Source organism: Aeromonas sp. s6 (assembly GCF_040907815.1).
GTDB classification, from domain to species: Bacteria; Pseudomonadota; Gammaproteobacteria; order Enterobacterales; family Aeromonadaceae; genus Aeromonas; species Aeromonas caviae.
In genome coordinates this window covers 51716-76711 of sequence record NZ_JBFOCN010000122.1, presented here as the reverse complement: position 1 = coordinate 76711, position 24996 = coordinate 51716, and the positions used below count along the sequence as shown (strand labels likewise).

Genomic DNA, 24996 nt, shown 5'->3' with positions numbered 1-24996 from the left:
GAATCCTCATGTGTATCTACACACTCCGGTTCCTGCGCTGCTCTTCACCTTGCTGACGATCTCTCGCTACAGCTCATGAACAGGTTTTATAGCTCAGTGCAAAGGACTAAAAAGAGAGCCGGGCATTGCCCGGCTCTCTTTTTTATTGCGTCGGCTCTGCAGGCCGATGGCGCACCTCAGCGCTGGAAGGGGTAGACGGAGCCGAGTTTCAGGATCTGGGTCAGCTCGTCCAGGGCGGTGCGGGTCTCCAGCACCAGGGAGGGGTCGCGCAGATCGTCCAGCGCCAGGCTGTCGCGATAGTGCTTCTCGACCCACTGATCCAGGCGGGCAAACTGGCTGTCGGTGATGAGGCAGGCCGGGTTGACCGCGGCGAGCTCGGTGTCGTTCATGGCGACCCGTAGGCGCAGACAGGCGGGGCCGCCGCCGTTTCTCATGCTCTGCTTCACGTCCATGTAGTGGACGTCCTTGATGGGGGTGCCCAAGGTCACCAGCCTGGCCAGATAGGCGGACACCGCCGGGTTGTCGCGGCATTCGGTGGGGGCGATGATCGCCATCTCGCCGGATGGCAGGGTCAGGATTTGGGTGTTGAACAGGTAGGATTTCACCGCATCCTGCACCGACACTTCGCTGGTCGGCACCTCGATGAAGTGCAGTTCCCCGTCGCCGAACTTGGTACGCACCTCGGCCAGCGCCGCCTCGGTATGGAGGAACGCCTGCTGGTGGAAGAAGAGCACGTTCTGGTTGCCCACCGCGATGACGTCGTTGTGGAACACCCCCTGATCGATCACGTCCGGGTTCTGCTGAATGAAGACCGCACTCTCATCCCCCAGGCCATGCAGGCGGGCGATGGCCTGGCTCGCTTCCAGGGTCTGGCGGGCCGGATAGCGTTTGGGGGCGGGCTGGGAGACGTCGAAGGCGCTGCGGCCATAGACGAACAGCTCGACCCCCGCTTCGCCATAGGCGCGGCACAGCCGGGTGTGGTTGGCGGCGCCTTCGTCACCGAAGTGGTCGTTCTCCGGCAGATGTTGGTGGTGATAGAAGTGGCGATCGTTGTTGAACACGGCCCGCAGGATGTGCCCGGTCACCTCGGGCTCCAGGGAGCGGTGGAACTTGTTGGTCAGGTTGGCGGGGGTGAAGTGAATGCGGCCATCCTGGGTGTCGGCGCTCGGGGAGACGGTGGCGGCGTTGGCAGTCCACATGCTGGAGGCGGAGTAGCAGGCGGCCAGCACGGCGGGGGCCTGTCTGGCCGCCTGGGTCAGGACGCTGGCATCGTTGCCGGTGAAGCCCAGGCGGCGCAGGGTCGCGAGATCCGGTCTCTCCTGTGGCGCCAGCACGCCCTGCACCATGCCGAGGTCGGTCAGCGCCTTCATCTTGCGCAGCCCCTGCTTGGCCGCTTCCTTGGGGTTGGAGGCCTCTTTGGCGTTGCTCTGGGAGGCGACGTTGCCATAGGAGAGGCCGGCATAGTTGTGGGTGGGGCCGACCAGGCCGTCGAAGTTGACCTCGAAGTGCTTCATGATCACATCCTTTCGATTTTTATATGGGGAGCGGTTCCTTCCGCGCACAAAGCTGCGGTGTGCGGCCATTATAAAGAGATTTCATCCTTTGTAACAAGCTGATAACCAGAATGGGTTTTTATGTCACAAGGGTGGCTGGATATGTCATTTCCAATCTAAAAAAGGGGGGGATATAGCATAAAAACAAAAAAGCGGTTGCTTCCCGCGCCCCGGCTTCGCATTAATAAATAAAGCAGCAGGGCGGTTCGGGCTGTCGGGCAAATTGACCCGCAAGATTGCTTTTTCCCGTCAAATCTCTTATACAGCCCCACAAAACCGCACGCCAACCCCGTCGGGTGCAATGAGGATAATAGTTACAGCATGGGCAAATCACTGGTCATCGTGGAGTCTCCGGCCAAGGCCAAGACCATCAACAAATATTTGGGCAAGGACTACGTGGTGAAATCCAGCGTAGGCCACGTGCGCGATCTGCCGACCAGCGGCAGCGCCAGCACCGAGCCCAAAAAACCTGTCATTCGCGGCATCAAGCTCAGCGAATCCGAGAAGGCGGCCAAGGATCGCAACGCCCTGTTCTCAAGGATGGGCATCAACCCAACCGCAGGCTGGCAGGCCAACTACCAGATTTTGCCCGGCAAGGAAAAAGTGGTCAGCGAGTTGCAAAGTCTGGCCGCCAAGGCCGACACCATCTATCTCGCAACCGACTTGGATAGAGAGGGGGAAGCGATCGCCTGGCACCTGCGCGAGATCATCGGTGGCGACGACAGCCGCTACAAGCGCGTGGTGTTCAACGAGATCACCAAGAGCGCCATCCAGGAGGCGTTCGCCCAGCCGTCCGAGCTGAACATTCATCGCGTCAACGCCCAGCAGGCCCGTCGTTTCCTCGACAGGGTGGTGGGCTACATGGTCTCCCCGCTCTTGTGGAAGAAGCTGGCCCGCGGCCTCTCCGCCGGTCGGGTGCAATCCGTCGCGGTGCGCCTCATCGTCGACAAGGAGCGCGAGATCAAGGCGTTCGTGCCGGTGGAGTTCTGGGATCTCAACGCCGACCTGCTCACCGCCGAGAAGAGCGAGCTGCGCATGGAGGTGGTCAGCCGCAACGGTGCCGACTTCAAGCCGGTGACCCAGGCCGAGACCTTCGCCGCCGTGGCGGCCCTGGAAGGGGTCGACTACAAGGTGGTCAACCGGGAAGACAAGCCGACCGGCTCCAAGCCGTCCGCTCCCTTCATCACGTCCACCCTGCAGCAGGCGGCTTCTACCCGTCTGAGCTTCGGGGTCAAGAAGACCATGATGATGGCCCAGCGTCTCTATGAAGCGGGTTACATCACCTATATGCGTACCGACTCCACCAACCTCAGCAAAGAGGCGGTGGATGCGGTGCGGGAATACATCGGCGAGCAGTATGGTGCCGCCTACCTGCCGAGCGAGCCGAACCTCTACGGCGCCAAGGCCAATGCCCAGGAGGCCCACGAGGCGATCCGCCCCTCCAGTGTCCAGGTGACTGCCGAGATGCTGGAAGGGATGGAGCCCGATGCCATGCGGCTCTATGACCTCATCTGGCGCCAGTTTGTCGCCTGCCAGATGACCCCGGCCCAGTACGACTCCTCCACCCTGACCGTCAAGGCAGGGGAGTTCGAGCTCAAGGCGCGCGGTCGCACCCTGCGCTTCGCCGGCTGGACCAAGGCCCTGCCGCCCATGGGCCGCAAGGGTGAAGACAGCCAGCTGCCGGCGGTGACCGTCGGCGAGGTGCTGAAACTGGTCAAGCTGGATCCGCGCCAGCACTTCACCAAGCCGCCCGCCCGCTTCACCGAAGCGGCCCTGGTACGCGAGCTGGAAAAGCGCGGCATCGGCCGTCCGTCCACTTACGCCTCCATCATCTCCACCATCGTCGACCGTGGGTATGTGCGGGTCGAGAGCCGCCGCTTCTTCGCCGAGAAGATGGGGGAGATCGTCACCGACCGCCTGGTGGAAAACTTCGTCGAGCTGATGAACTACGAGTTCACCGCCAAGATGGAAGACAAGCTCGACGGCATCGCCGAGGGGAGCCTGGAGTGGAAGAAGGTGCTCGACGCCTTCTACGCCGAGTTCACCCAGGAGCTGGAGCAGGCCGACAAGCCCCATGAAGAGGGGGGCATGCGTGCCAACCAGATGGTGCTGACCGATATCGACTGCCCGGATTGTGGCCGCAAGATGGGTATCCGTACCGCCACCACCGGCGTCTTCCTCGGCTGCTCCGGCTATGCCCTGCCGCCCAAGGAGCGCTGCAAGAAGACCATCAACCTGGTCAGTGCGGACGAGTTCGTCTCCGCCACCGACGGGGACGAGGCGGAAACCGATGCCCTGCGTGCCAAGCATCGCTGCGGGATCTGCGGCACCGCCATGGACGCCTACATCATCGACGACAGCCGCAAGCTGCACGTCTGCGGTCGCAACCCGGATTGCGATGGCTACGAGGTGGAGCAGGGGCAGTTCAAGCTCAAGGGCTACGAAGGGCCGAGCATCGAGTGCGATCGCTGCGGCTCCGAGATGCAGCTCAAGAACGGCCGCTTCGGCAAATACATGGGTTGCACCAACGAGAGCTGCAAGAACACCCGCAAGATCCTGAAAAATGGCGACATTGCACCGCCGAAAGAGGATCCGGTACCCCTGCCCGAGCTGAAATGCACCCAGTCCGACGCCCACTTCGTGCTGCGGGATGGCGCCGCCGGCCTCTTCCTGGCCGCCAGCAACTTCCCCAAATCCCGCGAGACCCGTGCGCCCCTGGTGGAGGAGCTCAAGCGCTTCCGCGATCGCCTCTCTCCCAAGCACCAGTACCTGGCGGATGCCCCGGCGTCAGATCCTGACGGAAACGCCTCCGTGGTGCGCTTCAGCCGCAAGACCAAGGAGCAGTACGTGATGACCGAGGTCAACGGCAAGGCGACCGGCTGGACAGCCCATTACGACAACGGAAAATGGCAGGAGAGCCTGCCCAAGGCGAAGAAAGCCTGATGGCGACGCCGCTCACAGCATGATGAAAGAGGCCCCTTGCGAGGGGCTTCTTTGTTGGTGGATGGCGATATACTGGAATAGCTGCATGGATGGCAGCGCAAGACAGGGAGTTGTCATGGAGATACATGAAATACAGCCGGGCATGACCTGCCTGACCCGTGAAGGAACCGCCTATGTGCTGGAGGTGGACAGACAGAGTCTGCTGGTGCTCTTGCAACGGGAGGATGAGACCATCCCGGTACAGGTGCGCAGCGATGACATTCTGGGGCCCATTGCCGGCGACTAGGGAAGGAACGTGACGGAGGGCGACCACAGAGGCCCTCCCTTTGTTGCAAGAGCCCCCATCCCTTCGGGGCGTGCCAGCCTCGTCAGAAGGGAACCAGAAAGAGCAGCTCGGCCAGGTCGGGCTGCCACTGCCACTCCCGCATCCTGACCCGCCCGCCAATCACGGGCACCCCCTCCTCCTGCAGCAGCCCCGCTTGCTTATCAAAGCCTGCGGATCCTTTTGGCAGCGAAATGGTGCCTGCCGCCCCCAGCACCCGATGCCAGGGCAGCACCTTGTCGGTTTCCCGCAACACCTTGCCCACCAGTCGTGCTCGTCCGGGCAGGCCCGCGAGATCCGCCACCTGGCCGTAGCTCACCACGCGGCCGGGGGGGATCAGGGCCAGGATCGCCTCGATGCGGGCCGTCTTGTCCAGGGGGGGCGCTTTCGTTCTCATGATGATGGCTCGTCAAAAACAGCAGAAGCGCCATTGTGGCGCTTCTGTCATGGGGCTTGCAATCTGTCAGCCGAAGGTCTGGCTCAGTCCCCTGAGCTCGCGGGCCCGCCTGAGCAGCTCCTGGCTGGAGTCGTCCACCGCCTGGATCTTCTGGCTGTTGGCGCGGGAGTATTCGGAGATCTGGTGGATGTTGCGGCTGATCTCCTCCACCACCACCTGCTGCTGCTCCGCGGCGGCGGCGATCTGGGTGGAGAATTCGGTCACCTGATCGATTTCCCCCAGCACCAGGTGCAGGTTGCCTGATCCCTGGCGGGTCATCTCGACACATTCCCGGGTCTGGGCCAGGTTGTCCTGCATCATGCCCTGCCAGCGCTCCAGGGTGTGCTGGATCTGGCTGATGCTGCCCTGGATCTGCTCGGTCGCCTTGTGGGTACGGGTCGACAGGGTGCGCACCTCGTCCGCCACCACCGCAAAGCCGCGCCCTTGCTCGCCGGCACGGGCGGCCTCGATGGCGGCGTTGAGGGCCAGCAGGTTGGTCTGCTCGGCGATGCCCTGGATTTCACCCATCACGCTGCCAATGCGCTCCGACTCGCTGGCGAGCTCCACCGCGGAGTGGAAGGCCTGCTCCGCCTGGCTGGCCAGCCTGGTCATCTGCTGCTGGGTCTGGTCCAGCTGTTCCACCGTGCTCTGGCAACTGCTGCGCGCCTCGGTCACCTGGCCGTTGGTGTCCTGGATGTTGCGGGCAATCTCGTGGGCGGTGCTGGCCATCTGGGTCATGGCGGCCGCCATCTGCTGGGTCTGGGCATCCTGCTCGTTGATGTCGAGGAAGGCGCGGTGTGAGGAGTCCTGCAGATCGGTTGCCAGGGCCTGAAGCGGATGGGTGGCATCGTCGACCCGCCCCAGCACGGTGCGGATCCGGGCCTGCAGCATCTTCAGGTGAAAATCGGCGATGGCACCCGGGGCATCCCCCGAATAGACCAGCCGGGTCAGGCTGTCATATTGCTGACCGAGCTGCCTGAGATAGCGGGGCAAGGCGATGAGCTCGCGCCAGTAGGCGCCCGCAATGACGAGGGGGGGAAGCAGCATCAGCAGCGCGGTGAGGGGGCCCTGGGTGAGGGCGGCCCAGACCAGCAGCGCCAGCAGCGGCAGGCCGAGCATCAGCGGCCTGAAACGGCGCAGCGAGGGGCGAGCCGGGGTGCCCCGTTGCTCGGCCGAAAGCAGGGCCCGATAGGCCTGGGCGGCAGCCTGTTTGAGCTGGGGGTCGGGCTTGCAGCGCACCGACTGGTAGCCGCTTATCTTGCCGTGCTCGTAGATGGGGGTGACGTAGGCGTCGACCCAGTAATAGCGGCCATCCTTGCAGCGGTTTTTCACCACTCCCCGCCAGGGGTTGCCCTCCTTGAGGCGATCCCAGAGGTCGGCGAAGGCGGCCTTGGGCATGTCGGGGTGGCGAACCAGGTTGTGGTTGTGGCCGACCAGTTCATCGACCTGGTAACCGGCGATGCGGCAGAAGGCGGGGTTGGCGTAGGTAATGACGCCGCGCAGATCCGTGGTGGAGACGAGTTGCACGTCGGCGGGAAATTCCACTTCACTGTCCACGACCTGGGCGTGTTTGCGGGCCATAAGGGTAAGCTCCGATCTGTTTGCTGATTGTTATTGTGGCGGAACCGCAGGGAGGTGCATCCCCTGTCTGGTTTCATCGGGGGCCTTATTTTGCCAACAAAGGCAGATGAAAAGTAGGGGCTAGGTTGGGTTTTTGTTGTCGATGGGTAAAAAAACGGCGACCAAAAGGTCGCCGAAAAGAAAAAGATAACACTACCTCTGTGGCACCCGGTAACGCACTTGCAACTGGTCGAGGATGTGCAGCTGGCCGGGCAGACGGGCGACGAAGTGCTCCCACACCTTGCGGGCGGGAGTGCTCCAGGCCACCTCTGCCGTGGCCAGCATGCGCGGGAACAACATGTAGTCGAGACGATCGCGAGAGGTGATCAGTTCCGACCACAAGGGGCTCAGCACCCCCAGGATGTTATCGTTGGCATGGAAATCGGCCGGGGCAGGATCGCATGCATACACCTGCGCCAGGTTGAGGGTACCCGCCCAGTAGAGTCCCGGCTCGTGGATGTCCTGACTCCAGGCGAGATCCAGATAGAGGTGCTGGGCAGGCGCCATCACCACGGGGTAACCGGATGCGGCGGCATCCAGGCCGGCCTGGAAGCTGGTCCAGGCGAAGACGGTGGCCTCCCGGCTCACCTTGTCACCGTGCAGTATCTCCTCCCACCCCAGCATCTGCTTGCCCTTGCGGGCCAGGTATTGCTGGCAGTGGCGCAGCAGGTGCCCCTGCAGCTCGCGGCAATCCTGATACCCCTGCTCGGCCATCAGCTGCTGGCAGGCGGGACTGTCGGTCCAGACGCCAGTGGGCACTTCGTCCCCCCCCATGTGAACCTGACTCCCGGGGAAGAGATCGCACACCTCGTCCATCACGGCGTCCAGGAATCGATAGGTGCCGGGCAGGGACGGGTTAAGCACGTTGTCGTCGAAATATTGCACCGAGAGGTAGCGGGAGCGGTCTGCCTCTTCCACCAGCAGCTCGGGTAGCGCCTTGATGGCGGCGTGACAGTGCCCCGGGATGTCTATTTCCGGAATGATGGTGATGCCAAGCCCGGCGGCGTAGGTGACCAGCTCGCGCACCTCGCTCTGGGTGTAGTAACCGCCATAAGGGTCGGGGCCGCCGCTCAGCTGGGGCCCCACCGCCAGGCCATGGCCGCGCCAGGCTCCCACGGCGGTCAGCTGGGGGAAGGCCTTGATCTCCAGGCGCCACCCCTCGTCGTCGGTCAGGTGCCAGTGGAAGCGGTTGAACTTGTAGAGGCTCATCTGCTTGAGCAGGCGCTTGAGGGTGGCGATGGAGTGGAAGTGGCGGGCACAGTCGAGGAAGATGCCGCGAAAACCGAAGCGCGGTGCATCCCGCACCGTCAGGCAGGGCAGGCTCTCTCCGTGTTGGAGCGCCCACTGGGCCAGGCTCACCAGCCCGTGGCGCCAGCCCGCCTCGCCGGCGGCCCGGATGACGATCTCCTCAGGGGTGATGGTGAGCTCATACCCCTCGGGGGGAAGTGTCGCCTCGACGAGGTGGATCTCCGCATCGTGATCCTGGGTCAGGGCCAGGCCAGTCAGCTCGTTGAAATGGGCGAGCAGGGAGGCGAGGGGAACGGGACCGTCGACGTGGGCCCGCTCGGCCAGCCGGAAGTTGCCTTCTGTATAAATCAGGTGGGCGGGCTGGGGCACGAGGCCGTTGATGGCCTCCACCGGTGGCAGATCGGGGCCCGGGGAGGGCGGGTTGGTCAGGCCAAGGTCTTCCCCCTCCAGCACCAGGGGCTGCAGCTGTCCCTTGCTCTCCAGGCTCAGGAAGAAACCCTTGGGCATATCGGAGTCATGCTTGAGCGGGGTGTTGCGACAGCAGAAGCGCAGCTCGCTCACCCCCTCGTGGGGCACCATGACCTTGTAACTGCCGCTCTGGCGCTCCAGAGCGCCCCCTTCGATCGAGTGGGGATCGATCTGGCGGGCGAGGCAGAAGTGGAGTTTCCAGGGGGCTGCTGGCAGTTGGCTCAGGGTGAAGCGAAACCAGACATCGTCACCGTCACGGTGATCGACCCGGGTGTGGATCAGGGGTGCGGACATGGGAATTCCTCTGATGGGGTGAAGGAAACGGGAGCCTGTCCCGCAGGTGTTGTCGGCCCGGCAAGGCTCAGGGATGCAGACATGGCAGCGCCTCCGTCCTGGCAAACAGGATGGCCCCCTCCAGCGCGTCGCGCTTGGGGGCGACCAGATGGAAGTGGCCCAGACGGGGGGCGAGGCGCGTGCCGATGCCGCCCAGCAGGGCGATCCGGTCTGCCCCGAGCTGGGTCATGCCCTCCAGCAGCATGCCGAGCTGGGCACAGGTCTCATCCAGCAGGGCGGTGGCGAGATCGTCCCCGTCGCTCGCGGCATCGAACACCCAGGGGGCGAAGCGGCCATAGTCGGCCGGGATGGCGCGCGCGGCCCAGCGCACCACCTCGGCCTGATCCCGCTTGAAGTGATCCATCAGGCGCACCGCCAGGGTGCTGGGGGGCAGGATGCCGTCGTGGCAGAGCAGGGATTGCTGGATGGCGCGCAGCCCGAGCCAGGCGCCGCTGCCGAGATCCGAGACGGGGAATCCGCGACCCGAGCAGGTGCGAAGGCGTCCCTCCCGGTAGATGAGCCCCGCCGAGCCGGTGCCCGCGATCAGGATGGCCCCCTCCTGGCCGTCGAAGGCGCCGAGGCAGGCACCAAAGGCATCGGAGGTGAGCTTCACCCGCGCAAACGGGAAGGGCATGGTCAGCATGGCGTGGTAGCAGTCGGCGAGCTCGGCGGAGGCGAGTGCGAGCCCGACTCCCATCCGCTGTTCGCTCTCCCTGGGCAGACCCGCGTCGATGCGGGCCTGATCGATGGCAGCCAGCACATGGCTGTGGGCGAGGGCGATGCCCAGCTCCAGATTGGAGCTGGCGGCGCGCCCCTCGCCGAGCAGCTTGCCTGCGTTGTTGCGAATGCGGGCCCGGGTGTGGGTGCCGCCGCCATCCACCCCGACCCAGAACTCAATCATGGGGGCCTCCCTGCGCGCTTTGCCAGGTGACGGCCAGGGTAAACCTGGCTGGCGGTATGGAGGATCCAGGGCTCTCCCCGGTGCCAGTGATGTGTGAACCGCTCTCAATCATGGTGGCCTCCTTGTGCGCTCTGCCAGGTGATGGCCAGGGCGAACCAGGCGGCGTGCGGGATCCATTGCTCCCCCCAGCGCCAGTTCTGATCCAGCCGATCCTTGTACGCCTCTGGAATAAAGGCCACGTCATTTTCGTCATCGAAGCCGGCGGTGATGCCGTTGCAGATCCCCCCCTGCGCATTGGGGTAGCCGGCGGTGTATTCCGGGTTGTTGATGCCCTGACCCGCGAGCATGCAGGCGTTGAAGGGGTTTCTCCCCAGGATCCAGTCGAGCTGCTGCTGGCCGAAGGTGCGCAGCAGTGCGCTCTGCCCGGGCAGGTGCTGTGCGGCAGCAAATGCCATGGTGGCCAGCGATGCCAGCCGGGCGTTCTCCCCCTGCCACCAGTAACCGGATTCGTTGTGGTGGGGCATGAAAAAGCTCACCCGGGGCGCCTCATCGACCCCTTTCACATACTGACGGGCGAGAGCGAAGGGATTGCCTGCCCGGGCCGCGAGGGCCAGCTCGGCGGCCAGGGCCTGTTCGGCGACGGTCCGGGCCGCCCACTGGCGCGCCGGATCCGGCTCGATGGCGAGATACTCCAGCAGCGCCAGCACCGGCAGGCCCGCCTCGGCGGCGTGGTAGTAGGGACGAGAGCCATCGTCGTTGGCGGCCCAATGGTGGCCGAGATCGGGGTGGGCGCGCTGGCGGGCGCACAGCCGGCCGGCCCGATCCCGTGCCTCGGCGAGCCACTCGGCGCCCAGCGTTCTGGTGAGCTCGACCGCCGCCAGCAGGGCGCAGTAGTCGTCGATGATGTTCTCGACCCCGTCATCCAGGTAGGCGAGGTTGTGCTCGCGCAGGTGCAGGTAGCCGCGTCTGGCCGCGTCGGCGTACTGGCTTGTGTCAAGGTCGCCGCCAATCGGTTCCCGGGCGGCGCGGGCCAGGGCGGCGATGGCCATGCCGCCCCCCTGGCGAAAACCCGCCTGCCAGCGGGCGGACTTGATCCCCTGCTGGGTCGAATAGGCGCACAGCTCCCGCTGCTCGGGATCCTTGCTCCACTTGTCGAACAGGGTCATGTAGAAAAAGCCGCTCTCGTCCTGCATCCGGCAGAGAAAATCCGCCCCGTGCAGCCCCTCGTCATTGAGCCGTTTACACAGGTTCATCCCGTCGATATCGCGACGTGTCGCCAGGAGTTCCCGGCACTTGAGCAGGGACCAGACCACCATGGGGGTCTGCTGGGGATTGAGGTAGTTGGCGTAGGAGAGGTGACTCAGGTACTTGCTCATGTCGCCGCTGGCGTCGAACCAGCCGCCATGTACGTCCCGGCGCTGATCGGTGCCAAAGAGGCGTGCCCTGCGGTCCGCCCGGTCGAAGGTGCCGCTGGCGCGTTGTCCCTTGAAGTAGTGGATGACATCGGAGAGGCAGCGGCGCGCCAGCAGCCCCCGGTCGATGGCAAAGGGGGTGGAGCGCACCAGGCGCTCCTGCGCTTCCGTGGTCACGACGGCCTCCAGCCGGTAGTGGCCGGGCTCGGTGAAGGCGGAGAAATCGGCCCGCCAGTAGTGGCGCCCCTGCCAGCCGGGGACGCATCCCGCCGCCACCAGCGGCGTCTCCAGCAAAAGGTGGTCGTCCTGCTGGCGCAGCAACCTGACGTGGCCGCGGATATCGAGGTCGGCGCCGCACTGCAGCAGGGCGCTCTTCTCCCCGTGACATTCGTAACCCACCTGGTTGATCAAAAGTTCCATCAAGGTCTTACTCCGAAGGCTCGCCCCTGGCGGGCGAGGCTCATTGCGGGGCCTTGCGGCCCCGACGCGAGGCATGGCCGGGCGACGGCGCCCGGCCGCGGGCCTGCTTACCCCTGTTCGTGGAGGTAGCAGCGCACGAAGTGGTTGTCGGCGAGCCGGGTCACCGGGGGCAGGCTCTCCTTGCAGCGGGCCATGGCCTGATGGCAGCGCCCGGCAAAGGGACAGCCACGGGATTCCGGGGTCCAGAGCGGGATCTCCCCCTTGCGGCCTCCCTCCAGCTCGGCGTGGATGCTCTTCTCGGGATCCGGCACCGCCGAGATGAGCAACTGGGTGTAGGGGTGCTGGGGGTGGTGCAGGATCTCGTCCACCTCTCCCCACTCCACCATGTGACCCACGTACATCACCGCCAGATCTTCCGCCACGTAGCGGGCGGTGGCGATGTCGTGGGTGATGTAGAGCATGGAGACGCCGAGCTCGTTCTTCATCTGCTCCATCAGGTTGAGGATGCCGATGCGAATGGAGACGTCGAGCATGGAGGTGGGCTCGTCCGCCAGCACCACTTCCGCCTCCACCGCCAGGTTGCGGGCGATGTTGACCCGCTGGCGCTGGCCGCCGGAGAGCTGGTGCGGGTACTTGGCCGCGGTCGCCTTGGCGGGAGTCAGTCCCACCTTTTCAAGGAGGCCATAGACCATGTCGGGCAGATCCCGCTTGTCGCTCACCTTGCTGTGCAGCAGCAGGGGGCGGGCGATGTGGTGGTAAATGGTGTGGGTCGGATTCAGTGAACCGAACGGATCCTGCCACACCATCTGTACGCTCTGGCGATAGTCCAGCAGGGCGGTGCCCTTGTTGAACTCCTCCAGATCCCGGCCACGGTAGAGGATGCGGCCGTTGGAGAGCTTGTACATCTTGGCGATGATCTTGGCGATGGTGCTCTTGCCGGAGCCGGATTCCCCCACCACTGCCAGGGCGCGGCCCCGGTGCAGGTTGAAGGTGATGTCGGACAGCGCCCGCATCTTGCCGCTCTTGATGGCGTTGGAGTTGACGGCGAAGTCCTTGTAGAGGTGCTGGACCTCGATGATGGGCGCGTCGGTTTGGGCGATTTGCATGACAGACATCCTTAACAGCCAGCGGCCTTGTCCAGATGGATCGGAAGATCCGGTTGTTCCTCTGCTGCCTCATGAAGGTGACAGGCAGCCTGTTGGCCGGGCCGGATCTCGGCCAGCCGGGTGTATTCCTGGCGGCAGCGCTCATGCACCTTGGCGCAGCGTGCCTGGAAGCGGCAGCCCACCGGCACCTCCAGCAGATTGAGTGGGCTGCCAGGGATCCCCTCCAGCACGGTCTTGGGCCCGTGCAGGGGCGGGAAGGAGTTGCCAAGGCCCCGGGTGTAGGGGTGCAGGGGCGCGGTCAGGATCGCCTTGGCCGGCGCCACCTCCACCAGTTCCCCCGCGTACATGATGCCGATGCGATCGCAGAACTCGACCATGAGCGAGAGGTCATGGGTGATGAAGAGGATGGAGAAGTTGAACTTCTCTTTCAGGGCATAGACCTTCTGTAGGATCTCCCGCTGCACCACCACATCGAGCGCCGTGGTGGGTTCGTCCATGATGAGCAGCTCAGGGTTGAGGGCCATGGCGATGGCGATCACCAGCCGCTGGCGCATGCCGCCGGAGAACTGGTGCGGGTAGTCCTTGAGCCGGCTCGGGTGGATGTCGACGATCTCCAGCAGCTCCTGGGCGCGCTTGATCGCCTCATAGCGGGTCATGCCGGGGTTGTGGGCCAAGAGCACGTCGCAGAACTGCTCCTCCATGCGCAGCACGGGGTTGAGCGCATTCATGGCGGACTGGAACACCACGCTCGCCTGGCGCCAGCGGTAGCTGCGCAACCGCTCGTCATCGAAGCCGAGGATGTTCTCTCCCTTGAACAGGATCTCGCCGCCGCTGATGTAGGCGGGCGGCTTGTGCAGCCTGGCCACCGAGAAGGCGACCGTGGACTTGCCGCAGCCGGACTCGCCGGCGAGGCCGAACACCTCACCCGGCATGATGTCAAAACTGACCGAATTGACGGCGCGCACGTCGCCGCTCTCGGTGATGTAGTCGACGCAGAGCTGGCGCACCGACAGCAGGGGTTGTTGCGGCTTCATGCTGTCTTCTCCTGAGCTGTGATGGGAGTGGCAAGCTGCTTCCAGCGACGCAGGCCCTTGTGGGAACGAAGCTGCGGGTTGGCGATTTCGTCGATGGCGAAGTTGAGCATGGCCAGACCCGCCCCCAGGGTGGCGATGGCGAAGCAGGGGGCCAGGATCTCCCACCAGGCGCCCACCAGGATGGCGCTGGAGGTCTGGGCGTTGTAGAGCATGATGCCCCAGCTCACGACGGTGGGGTCGCCAAGGCCCAGGAACTCCAGGGTCGCCTCGGTGACGATGGCGTAGATGATGGAGCCGATGAAGCTCACCCCGATGATGGAGATGAGGTTCGGCAGTATCTCCACCAGGATGATGCGCCAGGCCGGTTCACCCAGCACCTCGGCGGCGATGACGAACTCCTTCTCCCGCAGGGCCAGGGTCTGGGCGCGGATGACCCGGGCACCATAGGCCCAGGAGGTCAACCCTATGATGAGGGCGATCACCATGGGGGAGGCCTCTCCGATGAAGCTTGCCAGCACCAGCAACAGGGGGAGGTTTGGGATCACCAGCACCACGTTCATCAGGAAGGTGAGGCACTCGTCCACCACGCCGCCGAAGTAGCCGGCGGTGATGCCCACCGTGATGGCCAGGGCGCACACCAGCAGGCCTGCCCCGAAGCCCACCATCAGGGAGATGCGGGCGCCGTTGGTGAACTGGGCCCAGAGATCGTGGCCCATGCGGTTGGAACCCATCACCAGCTCCACGCTGGGGGGCTGGTGGGGGCGGGCGACCCGCTTGGTGGGTTCGTTGCTGGCGAGCAGCGGGGCGAACAGGGCCATCAGCACGAAGGTGACCACGATGGCGAGGCCGAAGGCGGCCTTCTTGTTGCCCAGCAGGATTTTCAAGATAGTCGGCATACGCATCTTATTTGCCTCCTGTACGCAGACGGGGATCCAGGAAGACGTAGAGCACGTCCGCCAGGAAATTGAAGCTGAGCATGGTGATGGTCATGATGAGCAGTTGCCCCTGGATGAGGGGGTAGTCACGGGCCAGGATGCCCTGATAGAGGGTCAGTCCCAGGCCGGGGTAGTTGAAGATCACCTCGGTGATGAGGGATCCGCCGATGACGAAACCGAGCGCCATGGAGAGGGCGGTAACGCTGGGCAGCACGGCGTTGCGGGCGCCGTAGTTGAAGATCACCCGGTTGCTGGAGAGCCCCTTGGCCTTGGCCATGGTGATGTAGTCCTCGCCCAGGAGGTTGATCATGTTGTTGCGCATGGTGATGAGAAAACCCCCTACCTGCACCGCGGCCAGGGTGCCCACCGGCATGATGGCGTGCAGCAGGATGCTCTTGATGTGTTCCCAGCCAAAATCGGCGGGGATCTCGGGGCTGTAGGCGTAGCCGATGGGCAGCCAGCCGAGGCTCACGCCGAACAGGAAGAGGGCGAGCAGGGAGACCACCACGGGGGGGATGGCCTGCATCACCAGGGTGAGCGGGGAGAGGATGCTGTCCATGCGTCCGCCCCGGTACCAGGCGGCGAAGATGCCGACGATGGAGCCGATGGAGAAGCTCAGAATGGTGGAGGTGCCCACCAGGAACAGGGTCCAGCCGATGGCGCGGCCGAGGACGTCGGCAACCGGTTGGGGGTAGTAGCGCACCGAGGTGCCGAGATCCCAGGTGAAGACGCTCTTCACATAGGTGAGAAACTGGGTGCCGATGGGGCCGTCCACGAAACCGAAGGTGGCTTTGAGGGCTTCCAGTGCGGCGGGTTCCATCATGGCGCCGGCCCGGGCAAACATGACGGAGACGGGGTCCCCCGGCATGGCTCTGGGTAGCAGGAAGTTGATGGTGGCGGCCACCAGGAAGGCGACCAGATAGAAGGAGAAGCGTCTAAGTATAAATCCCATGGTGATACCTTTTACTGCAAGCCTGCCCCGCGCCGGGCAAAGCTCCCCCAACCCCGGCAGGTGCGGGGGATGAAAGACATGGCGGGGAAGAGGGCCCCCCGCAGGGGGCCGGGGTGATTAGCTGTTTGGCTTGAGTGACAGCACGTGCAGCAGACGCTCCGGAGTGTCCGGGTGAACCTGCGGCTTGGCGACCGGGTTGTCGGCACTGAACCAGCCATTGAAGCGCTTGGTGCTGTATTCGTACCAGGTCGGGTTGTTGAACACCGGGATGATGGTCTGGTTGGCCCCGACACGCTCCTGGATGGCGAACATGATCTCCTTCTGCTTGGCCGCATCGGCGGTCTGGGTGAAGTCGTCGATCAGCTTGTCGAGCTCGGGATCCTTGTAGCGGGGCGCCGCGAAGCGGTTGCCGCGCTCACCCATGTTGCGGGAGTGGAAGGCGGTCTCGAAGTACTTGTGCGGGTTGGCACCGGCAAAGTAACCCTGCAGGGCGACGTCGAAGTCACCGGTGATCAGGGACTCGGTCCAGACGGTGGCTTCCGGGGTGGCGGTCTTGGCGTTCAGGCCCAGGGCCTGCAGGCCTTCGACCCCGATCTGGACGGTGTTGACCCAGTCGGTCCAGCCGTTCGGTACCAGCACCTTGAACTCGATCTTCTTGCAGCTCGGGGTGTCGAGGAACTTGTCGCCGTCACAGTCCTTGTAGCCCGCCTGTTTCAGCAGGGCCTTGGCCCCTTCCAGGTCGAACTTGTTGTACTTGCCGTACTTCTTCTCGACGTCCGGGTTGTCCCAGGAGGCGAATGCCTTGCCAAGCCCTGACGGGTACTCGTTGACGGTGGGGTAGCCGTAGCCTGCGATGTCCACCATGGACTGGCGGTCCATGGCCATGGAGAAGGCGCGGCGGAAGTTGATGTCGTTGAAGGCTTCGTGGTTGCCCGGGTTCTTGCTCTGGAAGTTGACGTTGAACGCCACTGTGCCGGAAGCGGGGAACCAGTACTTGTTGTTCTTGGGATCGTTGCCGACGTAGAGGCGCTCGATGTCCGGCACGAAGGAGCCGAACCAATCCACGTCACCCTTCATCACGGCGGCCAGTACCTGGTCGTTGGTGGCCATCTGCGGCATGCGCAGGCAGTCGATGGAGAGGCTGGCGTTGTCCCAGTAGTGCGGGTTGCGGCACTGGGTGTAGAGCTGGGCGGAGAAGTTGTCCACTTCGGTGAAGGGACCGGTCCCGACCGGCTTGTCGTTGGTGAATGCCACCGGGTCTTTCACCGACTTCCACTGATGCTCCGGCACGATGGGCACCAGCACCAGGTCGTTCACCACGTTGGTGTTGATCTCGGCCAGGTCGAATTTGACCTTGTGGTCACCCAGCTTCTCGACACCCTTGATCTGGGTCCAGATGGAGCGCTCGTCCAGCGCCTTGTTGGCCTTGACCAGGTTGAAGGAGAAGAGGATGTCGTCGGCGGTGAAGGCTTCACCATCGGACCACTTGACCCCTTCGCGCAGGTCGAAGGTGACGGATTTCAGATCATCGCTGAAGGCGTAGTGGGTGGCCAGACGATAGACGGGTTTGCCACCCTGCATATCGTTGAAGATCACCAGCGGCTCATAGATGAAGTGACGGGTGGTGTGGAGCAGACCCGCTTGCAGGAAGGGGTTGAAGTTCTTGACCCATGCGGTTTCCTGCTGGGCAACCAGTGTCAGCACCGTCTTGTTGTCGGCGGCCATGGCTGTGCCGGTGGCACCGGCAAGCAGAGTTCCCAGCATGACTGAGGTTGCGATTTTGGATACTTTGGCAAGCATATTTTTTCCTTTCTTATTGGTCTTCCATGGTTTTGGAATGGAGCACCGACATCGCATGCTTGGATACCGGCCCTCGCTGTTGGTCAGGTTTTGCACCCTTGTAGTTGTGTCGTCCAACGCCCTTAGAAAAGCAGAATTAACAGGAAAACAACAACCCTTCATTTCGTCGATATCGTAAAAATTGCACGGCGCACGTCATTATCGTCAAAATGCATTTTAAATCCTTTTAAATTATAAAGTTGCGTTAATTCTCACAAAGTAAAAAGTCTCCTTGCCACTCCCTGTGGCAACGATAATGTGAGCTGGATCGTGCTCGTTTTTTCCCCGTTGACACGGCTTATTTTTGTGCAGGAAACAAGCGGCTCATGTGGCAGGAGAGAAGTGTGCGCTGGTTCACGGGCGCGTGCGAAAAGAGGGAGGGGAGGGAGATCGGTGATGAGGGGCGGGACAGGGGATGACAGGGGGGCATGCAAGAGCCTGACGGGCGGCGGACATTAAAAAAGCCAGTCGGTGAGACCGACTGGCTTTGAGGGGGAGTGGCGTGATTATTCCACCAGGCTGGCCCAGAGGTCGTACTCGTCCGCTTCGTCGATGCGGACCTTGACCATGTCGCCGGGCTTGAGGCCGGTCTCGCCGTTCAGGTAGACCAGGCCGTCGATCTCGGGGGCATCGGCGGCGGAGCGGCCGGTGGCGCCCTCTTCGTCCACCTCGTCGATCAGCACCAGCATCTCTTTGCCCACTTTACGGGCCAGCTTGCGGATGGAGACCTGCTGTTGCAGCTCCATGAAGCGCTGGAAGCGCTCTTCCTGCACCTCGGCCGGCACCGGATCCGGCAGCTCGTTGGCCTTAGCACCCTCGACCGGGCTGTATTTGAAGCAGCCAACCCTGTCTAGTTCCGCCTTGTCGATGAAGTCCAGCAGCATCTGGAACTCTTCCTCGGTCTCGCCGGGGAAGCCGACGATGAAGGTGGAGCGCAGGGTGATCTCGGGGCAGATCTCGCGCCACTTCTGGATGCGCTCCAGGGTGCGCTCGACGGAGCCGGGGCGCTTCATCAATTTGAGGATGCGCGGGCTGGCGTGCTGCAGCGGGATGTCGAGGTAGGGGAGGATCTTGCCGTCGCGCATCAGGGGGATGACGTCATCCACGTGTGGGTACGGGTAGACGTAGTGCAGGCGCACCCACATGCCGAGCTTGGCCAGCTCTTCGCACAGGGCCACCATGCTGGTCTTGACCGGCATGCCGTCGTAGAAACCGGTGCGGTGCTTGACGTCCACGCCGTAGGCGGAGGTGTCCTGGGAGATCACCAGGATCTCCTTCACGCCAGCCTCTTTCAGGCGCTTGGCCTCGGCCAGTACTTCGCCGATGGGGCGGCTCACCAGATCCCCGCGCATGGAGGGGATGATGCAGAAGGTGCAGCGGTGGTTACAGCCTTCGGAAATCTTGAGATAGGCGTAGTGGCGCGGGGTCAGCTTGACGCCTTGGGCCGGCACCAGGCTGGTGAAGGGGTTGTGGGTGGGTTTTTCCACGTATTTGTGGACGTGGCCCAGCACCTCTTCATAGGCGTGGGGACCGGTGATCTCGAGCACCTTGGGGTGGATCTCGCGGATCTGGTTCTCTTTGGCACCCAGGCAGCCGGTGACGATCACCTTGCCGTTCTCGGCCAGGGCTTCACCGATGGCTTCCAGGGACTCCTGCACCGCGCTGTCGATGAAGCCGCAGGTGTTGACCACCACCAGCTCCGCATCGTCATAGCTGGGCACCACGTCGTACCCTTCGGTACGCAGCTGGGTCAGGATGCGTTCGGAATCGACCAGGTTTTTGGGGCAACCCAAGGAGACGAATCCTACTTTGGGGGCCTGTTTTGTGTTGGACATCGCTCAATCACTCTTAGGTGGCTCTTATTCAAGGGCGCGGATTTTACCGGAATGGCTAACCAAAAACTATACAGCCGACACGTCGGAAGCGAACAATCTCTTTGCCCGGGGACGCGGGGTGGGGCGGGCGTGACATGACCACGGGCAGGGAGGGGGCCGTCGCCGGTGCGGGCGGGATCACGATCCCTGTGCGCCGTCACCATTTGGCAGGAGGGGCAAAACGGGTGTCACTATACTCCCAACAGGCCTATCAGAAGGATGTGCGGGATGGAGAGTTCATTTGGTGAGAAAGTGCAGAACGTGCACGCCACCCTCAGGCAGCGGTTTGACAAGTTGAGCCGGGTGGCGATCGCCATCTACGACCCGCAGACGGACCAGCTCAAGACCTTTGCCCACAGCACGGACGGGGGCTCGCCGCTGTTGCAGTACGAGGTCAGGCTGAGCGAGGTGCCTTCCCTGCGCTACCTGGCCGAGCACCAGCAGCCCAGGGGGCTCGATACCCTGGATTCCCTGCTGGGCTCCCCCTCCGAGCACAGCCGCAAAGTGCTGGCGGCCGGGTACGCGTCGAGCTATACCGAGCCGCTGCTGCTCAACAGTCGCTTGTTCGGCTTTCTGTTTTGCGATGCCAAAGAGCCCGGTTACTTCGATGGCGCCATTTGCGGTGAGCTGGCGGCCTATGCCCAGATCCTGGCGGCCATCATCGCGGTGGAGTTCTTCTCCATCCAGACCCTGAACGTGGCCCTGACCACGGTGCGGGAGTTCAGCCGCTACCGGGACGAGGAGACCGCCAATCACCTGCACCGGATGTCGGCCTATTCGCGGCTCATCGCCCGGGAGGTGGCGGCCCATTACCCCTTGAGTGACGAGGAGGTGGAGTTCATTCACCTCTTCTCCGAGCTGCACGATATCGGCAAGATTGCGGTACCCGACGCCATCCTGCTCAAGCCGGGCAAGCTCACGGCCGAGGAGTACGGGGTGATGAAGACCCACCCCTTCAAGGGGCGGGAGATGATCGCCCTGATGATCCGCGAGTTCGGCCTGGACGGCATCCATCACACCGACATGCTGAAGAACATCATCGCCTACCACCACGAGCGTTTCGACGGTCAGGGTTACCCGGAAGGACTGGCGGGGGAGGCGATCCCCCTGGAAGCCCGCATCGTTGCGGTGGCGGATGTGTTTGACGCCCTTACCAGCGAGCGTCCCTACAAGCAGGCCTGGCCCCTCGAAACGGCCTTTGAATACCTCAAGACCCATGCAGGCAGCCAGTTCGACCCTGTCTGCGTCGCGGCGGCGCTGCAAAGCCGGGAGGCGTTTTGTGCCATCCATCGGCAATATCGGGATCCCGTGATCACCTGATTGCGCCCCTCTCTCCTCCCCGGTTTCTCCCGGATTCCCCAGGCCCCGTCATCTGATGGCGGGGCCTGGGGCCATTTCTCGTTTCATCGCCTTTTGGTGCATCCGGCGCCGGGGGTTGTTCTGCGGCATTGCGGCTTTGCGGCGGGGCAGGGCGCCGCGGTGAGCGGGGCGGCCAACGGGAGGATTGTCCGGGGTAAGGTCATAAGATTGCCTTATAAAGAGAGGAAATATATTAGCCATATGACTGGTATGAGGCCGCTGGCGGGCACGACATGGCCGGGACGGCGCCTCTGGTGGCCCGTCCCGTCGCGATGTCGGCTAGGTGGTGACACTTTGATCATTTCAATAATTCTTGTATAGTTGAAATGAAGCATTCAAGGGGGGAGACCCATGAACAAAGAGACGGCCACCAAGGTCTTTGAATCGCTGGCTTCCGGCATCCGGCTCGAGGTGTGGCGGCTGCTGGTCAAGGCCGGGCTGGAGGGGCGGGTCGCGGGGGAGCTGGCCGGCGAGCTCGACATCGCCCCCAATACCCTCTCGTTTCACCTCAAGGGGATGCTCAACGCCGGGTTGCTGTCGGTGGAGCAGGAGGGGCGCTTTCTGCGCTACCGCGCCAACATCCCCCTGATGCTGGGGGTGATCGCCTACCTCACCGAGGAATGCTGCGCCGGTCATCCCGAGGCGTGCGGCCTGCTGCCCGCCGGGCCCGGCAGCGCTTCCCGCGCCGAGGGGCCGTCGCCCTGCTGCGGCGAGTCGTAACGGGCCAGGGCTGTCGATGCCCATGTGCCGTGTCATTCATCTATTCAACCTGGGGTGCGAGCGTGGATCGCACCGGGAGTCATCATGTCTGCAAGCTGTGAGGCCAAGGCAGCCCCTGCCATCGGCTTTTTTGAACGTTATCTGACCGCCTGGGTCGCCCTCTGCATCCTGGTGGGCATTGGTCTGGGGCAGGGGTTGCCGAGTCTCTTCAAGGCCATCGGCGCCATGGAGGTGGCCAGGGTCAACCTGCCGGTGGGGCTGCTTATCTGGGTGATGATCATCCCCATGCTGCTCAAGATAGATTTTGGCGCCCTGCATCAGGTGAGGGGGCACCTCAAGGGGATTGGGGTCACCCTCTTCATCAACTGGCTGGTCAAGCCCTTCTCCATGGCCTTCCTCGGCTGGCTCTTCATCCGCGTGCTGTTTGCCGACTGGCTGCCGGCGGATCAGCTGGACAGCTACGTGGCGGGCCTCATCCTGCTGGCAGCGGCCCCCTGCACCGCCATGGTGTTTGTCTGGAGTCGTCTCACCAACGGCGATCCCTACTTCACCCTGTCGCAGGTGGCGGTGAACGACCTCATCATGGTGTTTGCTTTTGCTCCGCTGGTGGCGCTGCTGCTCGGGGTCTCCAGCATAGTCGTGCCCTGGGATACCCTGCTCACCTCGGTGGTGCTCTACATCGTCATCCCCGTCATCCTCGCCCAGCTGCTGCGCAAGGCCTTGCTGAGAAAGGGGCAGGCCCATTTTGACGGCGTCATGACCCGCATCCAGCCCTGGTCGGTGGCGGCCCTGCTGCTCACCCTGGTGCTGCTGTTCGCCTTCCAAGGCAACGCCATCATCGAGCAGCCGCTGGTCATCGCCCTCCTGGCGGTGCCCATCCTGATCCAGGTGCTGTTCAATTCCGGGCTTGCCTACTGGCTCAACCGCAAGGTGGGGGAGAAGCACTCGGTGGCCTGCCCTTCCGCCCTGATCGGGGCCTCCAACTTCTTCGAGCTGGCGGTGGCCGCCGCCATCAGCCTGTTCGGCTTTCATTCCGGCGCGGCGCTCGCCACCGTGGTCGGGGTGCTCATCGAGGTGCCGGTCATGCTGCTGGTGGTGCGCATCGTCAACGCCAGCAAACCCTGGTACGAGGCGGGACTAAAGCGCTAACGGATGGCCACTAACCCATTTCTATTCACTTGAGTCATGAGAGACAGGCAAATGAGTGCAATCACTATCTATCACAACCCGGAGTGCGGCACCTCCCGCAACACCCTCGCGCTGATTCGCAACAGCGGCGTGGAGCCCACCATCATCCACTATCTGGAGACGCCCCCCTCCCGCGACGAGCTGGTGGCCCTGATCGCCGCCATGGGCATGCCGGTGCGCGAACTGCTGCGAAAGAACGTGTCCCCCTACGAGGCGCTGGCGCTGGCAGAAGATCGCTTCAGCGATGACGAACTGATCGATGCCATGCTGGCCCACCCCATCCTCATCAACCGGCCCATCGTGGTCACCCCCCTCGGCACCCGGCTGTGCCGCCCGTCGGAGGTGGTGCTCGATATCCTGCCCGACCCGCAGCAAGGGGCGTTTGCCAAGGAGGATGGCGAGCAGGTGGTGGACGGCCAGGGCAAACGGCTTCGTTGAGCCCCTGCGCGTCAGCGTCTGACCCGCGCCGGGGGGATGCCCTTAACGGGCAGGCGCCAGATCTGCTACTGTGACCTTCGACTCATCACAGAGGGTGGAAACAATGAAGATTCGATTCTTGGTGATAGCCACGGCACTGGCGCTGGCCTCAACCCCCGGTCTGGCCGACTGGGCAAAGCTGAAGGAGGCCGCCTCCGAACTCGGTACCGCGGTGAGCGATACCAGCAAGGAGGCGTGGAAGGGGATCACCGATTTTTCCAAGGAAACCTGGGAGTCGGTGTCCAGCTGGGGGGCCGAAGCCTACAACAAGGCGGGGGCCTGGACGGCAGAGAGCGCGGCCACCGGCAAGGAGTGGCTGACCGCCGCCGACAAGAAGCTCGACACCATGCTCGAACCCAAGACCCCGGAGGAGGCGAGAACCGCCCTCGATACCATGGCCGATACCGCCCTGGTGCGGCTGTTCAACGAGCAGCCCTCGGCCAAGTTGCTGTTTGACAAGGCTTATGGCTATGCGGTGTTCGACTCGCGCAAGTTCTCCCTGATGATCCACACCAATCAGGGGGCCGGGGTGGCCGTCAATCGTACCAGTGGCAAGCACACCTACATGAAGATGTTCGGTGCCGGTCTTGCGGCCGGGATCGGCGGCAAGTTCTACCAGCAGGTGATCCTGTTCGAGGACAAGGCGAGGTTCGATGCCTTCGTCAGCAAAGGGTGGGAAGCCACCTCCGAGGTGGGCGCCGTGGCGGGCAAGGAGAGCGCCGAGCTCACCGCCAAATACAATGGCGGCATGGCCATCTACCAGATTGGCGAGAAGGGGCTGTTGCTTGACGCCAACATCTCGGGCTCCAAGTACTGGCTGGATGATGACCTGAACAAGTGATCCCTGCCGATCTGACTCGTTTTTTCTTGGAGGAGATCGAGGTGCACTCTGTTTAATTGTCGGGACTTGCAGTAAAAAGAGGGCCTTGGGCCCTCTTTTTCATGGGCGCCGCATAGAGTCCAGCGACCAGGAGAGCAAGATGACCCATGAGGCCGAACAGGAGCGGATGGCTGCCCACCGCCGGGAGTGGGACAAGCAGAGCATCTATCTGCGCTTGCAGGAGGGGATCCCGGCCGCGTTCTGGGTCTGGGGGGATCTGGTAGCACCGCTCGAGCCCTGCCTGACACAGAGTGATCAGGGGACATCCTTCGGTTGGGGAGAGGCCGACGAGGCCTGCCTGGCGCTTTCCCATGCCATCATCGCCAGGCTGGTGAGCGTGGGGCTGGTGGCCCCCGAGCAGGCGGGGGAGAAGGCCCGCTACCTGCGCGACGAGGTGCTGGCCAAGCTGCCTGCAGGCGAGCACTACGATCTGCACCTGAGTTACCTGCGGCTGTTGCTGGGCGATCCCCCCGGATCTGCGGCCTGATCCCCGGATTGCCGGTGCCCGCCGGCCTGATCGCGCCCCGCTTTTATCCCTGATCTCGAGATCTTGCTCTGGTTGGCACCTTTATTGCTTCAAGCCAGTCAGTGTCAATGATTTGTCTGGGAAGGGAAGATGGAAATTAGCGCAAGCAGCCTGATGCAAGAGATGCAGGCCCTCAAGGTGGAAGCCGGTGCCACGCCGTTGACCCAGCCCGGTCGTCCGGTCAGCTCGGATTTCGGCCAGATGCTGCAACAGGCCCTGGACAACGTCAACGAGTTGCAGGGCACCGCCAACGATCTGCGTACCCGCTTCGATCTCGGCGACAAGTCGGTGGATCTCTCCCAGGTGATGATCGCCGGCCAGAAATCCTCCATCGCCTTCGAGGCGACGGTGCAGGTGCGCAACAAGATGGTCGATGCCTACAAGACCATCATGAACATGCCGGTGTAACTCGGGCCCATGGCGACCGAGCATCATGAAGATGTCAGCAAC

At 63.4% G+C, this 24996-nt stretch carries 21 protein-coding genes; 9 read left to right on the top strand and 12 right to left on the bottom strand.

Going from position 1 to position 24996, the window contains the following annotated elements; translation table 11 throughout:
* Nucleotides 1-176: 176 nt before the first annotated feature.
* Nucleotides 177-1514 (bottom strand): N-succinylarginine dihydrolase, encoded by a 1338-nt coding sequence (astB, locus tag AB5Y50_RS19415; protein ID WP_109112765.1) that lies wholly within the window; start codon nucleotides 1512-1514, stop codon nucleotides 177-179.
* A gap of 360 nt (nucleotides 1515-1874) precedes the next feature.
* Between astB and topA the strand changes: the two genes are divergently transcribed.
* Together topA and AB5Y50_RS19405 are read left to right on the top strand one after the other, a co-directional pair.
* Nucleotides 1875-4496, top strand: a complete 2622-nt coding sequence (gene topA, locus AB5Y50_RS19410) for a type I DNA topoisomerase (RefSeq protein WP_010673895.1) — start codon at nucleotides 1875-1877, stop codon at nucleotides 4494-4496.
* 115 nt (nucleotides 4497-4611) lie between these two features.
* Nucleotides 4612-4782: a hypothetical protein gene (locus AB5Y50_RS19405; protein ID WP_174213896.1), complete on the top strand. Its 171-nt coding sequence runs from the start codon at nucleotides 4612-4614 to the stop codon at nucleotides 4780-4782.
* A gap of 82 nt (nucleotides 4783-4864) precedes the next feature.
* Here the strand turns inward: AB5Y50_RS19405 and AB5Y50_RS19400 are convergent, their stop codons facing one another.
* The 11 genes from AB5Y50_RS19400 to rimO all read right to left on the bottom strand — a co-directional run bounded on the left by AB5Y50_RS19400 (nucleotide 4865) and on the right by rimO (nucleotide 19357).
* On the bottom strand, nucleotides 4865-5215 hold the full coding sequence (locus tag AB5Y50_RS19400) for an MGMT family protein (protein ID WP_052814358.1): 351 nt from the start codon (nucleotides 5213-5215) through the stop codon (nucleotides 4865-4867).
* A gap of 66 nt (nucleotides 5216-5281) precedes the next feature.
* Complete coding sequence (locus tag AB5Y50_RS19395; protein WP_103243539.1) at nucleotides 5282-6835, bottom strand: PAS domain-containing methyl-accepting chemotaxis protein; 1554 nt, start codon at nucleotides 6833-6835, stop codon at nucleotides 5282-5284.
* A 192-nt stretch (nucleotides 6836-7027) separates the two neighbouring features.
* Nucleotides 7028-8884, bottom strand: a complete 1857-nt coding sequence (locus tag AB5Y50_RS19390; protein WP_180911476.1) for a beta-N-acetylhexosaminidase — start codon at nucleotides 8882-8884, stop codon at nucleotides 7028-7030.
* 67 nt (nucleotides 8885-8951) lie between these two features.
* Complete coding sequence (locus AB5Y50_RS19385; RefSeq protein WP_180911477.1) at nucleotides 8952-9824, bottom strand: BadF/BadG/BcrA/BcrD ATPase family protein; 873 nt, start codon at nucleotides 9822-9824, stop codon at nucleotides 8952-8954.
* A gap of 104 nt (nucleotides 9825-9928) precedes the next feature.
* Complete coding sequence (locus AB5Y50_RS19380) at nucleotides 9929-11656, bottom strand: glycoside hydrolase family 9 protein (protein ID WP_180911699.1); 1728 nt, start codon at nucleotides 11654-11656, stop codon at nucleotides 9929-9931.
* 107 nt (nucleotides 11657-11763) lie between these two features.
* Entirely contained in the window at nucleotides 11764-12762 is a 999-nt protein-coding gene (locus AB5Y50_RS19375) for an ABC transporter ATP-binding protein (RefSeq protein WP_180911478.1), read from the bottom strand.
* Between the two features lie 11 nt (nucleotides 12763-12773).
* Nucleotides 12774-13796, bottom strand: coding sequence for an ABC transporter ATP-binding protein (locus AB5Y50_RS19370; protein WP_042015838.1), 1023 nt, complete (start codon nucleotides 13794-13796; stop codon nucleotides 12774-12776).
* A complete protein-coding gene (locus AB5Y50_RS19365) occupies nucleotides 13793-14698 on the bottom strand; it encodes an ABC transporter permease (protein ID WP_010673904.1) in 906 nt (301 codons plus the stop codon). The genes AB5Y50_RS19370 and AB5Y50_RS19365 overlap by 4 nt, the downstream gene beginning before the upstream one ends.
* Before the next feature lies 1 nt (nucleotide 14699).
* A complete protein-coding gene (locus tag AB5Y50_RS19360; protein ID WP_010673905.1) occupies nucleotides 14700-15683 on the bottom strand; it encodes an ABC transporter permease in 984 nt (327 codons plus the stop codon).
* A gap of 117 nt (nucleotides 15684-15800) precedes the next feature.
* Nucleotides 15801-17483: an ABC transporter substrate-binding protein gene (locus AB5Y50_RS19355; protein WP_010673906.1), complete on the bottom strand. Its 1683-nt coding sequence runs from the start codon at nucleotides 17481-17483 to the stop codon at nucleotides 15801-15803.
* 545 nt (nucleotides 17484-18028) lie between these two features.
* Nucleotides 18029-19357, bottom strand: a complete 1329-nt coding sequence (gene rimO / locus AB5Y50_RS19350; protein ID WP_010673908.1) for a 30S ribosomal protein S12 methylthiotransferase RimO — start codon at nucleotides 19355-19357, stop codon at nucleotides 18029-18031.
* A gap of 267 nt (nucleotides 19358-19624) precedes the next feature.
* On the opposite strand from rimO, the gene AB5Y50_RS19345 reads away from it, so the two are divergent.
* From AB5Y50_RS19345 to fliE, 7 genes are all read left to right on the top strand, one after another.
* Nucleotides 19625-20716, top strand: coding sequence for an HD-GYP domain-containing protein (locus tag AB5Y50_RS19345; protein ID WP_180911479.1), 1092 nt, complete (start codon nucleotides 19625-19627; stop codon nucleotides 20714-20716).
* Nucleotides 20717-21106: 390 nt separating this feature from the next.
* The gene (locus tag AB5Y50_RS19340) at nucleotides 21107-21475 is read left to right on the top strand and encodes a helix-turn-helix transcriptional regulator (protein WP_010673910.1); all 369 of its coding nucleotides are present in this window, start codon (nucleotides 21107-21109) and stop codon (nucleotides 21473-21475) included.
* Between the two features lie 84 nt (nucleotides 21476-21559).
* Nucleotides 21560-22624, top strand: coding sequence for an ACR3 family arsenite efflux transporter (gene arsB / locus AB5Y50_RS19335; RefSeq protein ID WP_180911480.1), 1065 nt, complete (start codon nucleotides 21560-21562; stop codon nucleotides 22622-22624).
* Between the two features lie 51 nt (nucleotides 22625-22675).
* The gene (gene arsC / locus AB5Y50_RS19330) at nucleotides 22676-23101 is read left to right on the top strand and encodes a glutaredoxin-dependent arsenate reductase (RefSeq protein WP_141712062.1); all 426 of its coding nucleotides are present in this window, start codon (nucleotides 22676-22678) and stop codon (nucleotides 23099-23101) included.
* Nucleotides 23102-23204: 103 nt separating this feature from the next.
* Complete coding sequence (locus AB5Y50_RS19325; RefSeq protein ID WP_041212621.1) at nucleotides 23205-23981, top strand: lipoprotein; 777 nt, start codon at nucleotides 23205-23207, stop codon at nucleotides 23979-23981.
* A 139-nt stretch (nucleotides 23982-24120) separates the two neighbouring features.
* Entirely contained in the window at nucleotides 24121-24507 is a 387-nt protein-coding gene (locus tag AB5Y50_RS19320; RefSeq protein ID WP_048207225.1) for a hypothetical protein, read from the top strand.
* A 129-nt stretch (nucleotides 24508-24636) separates the two neighbouring features.
* Nucleotides 24637-24954: a flagellar hook-basal body complex protein FliE gene (gene fliE, locus AB5Y50_RS19315; RefSeq protein ID WP_029314161.1), complete on the top strand. Its 318-nt coding sequence runs from the start codon at nucleotides 24637-24639 to the stop codon at nucleotides 24952-24954.
* Nucleotides 24955-24996 lie beyond the last annotated feature (42 nt).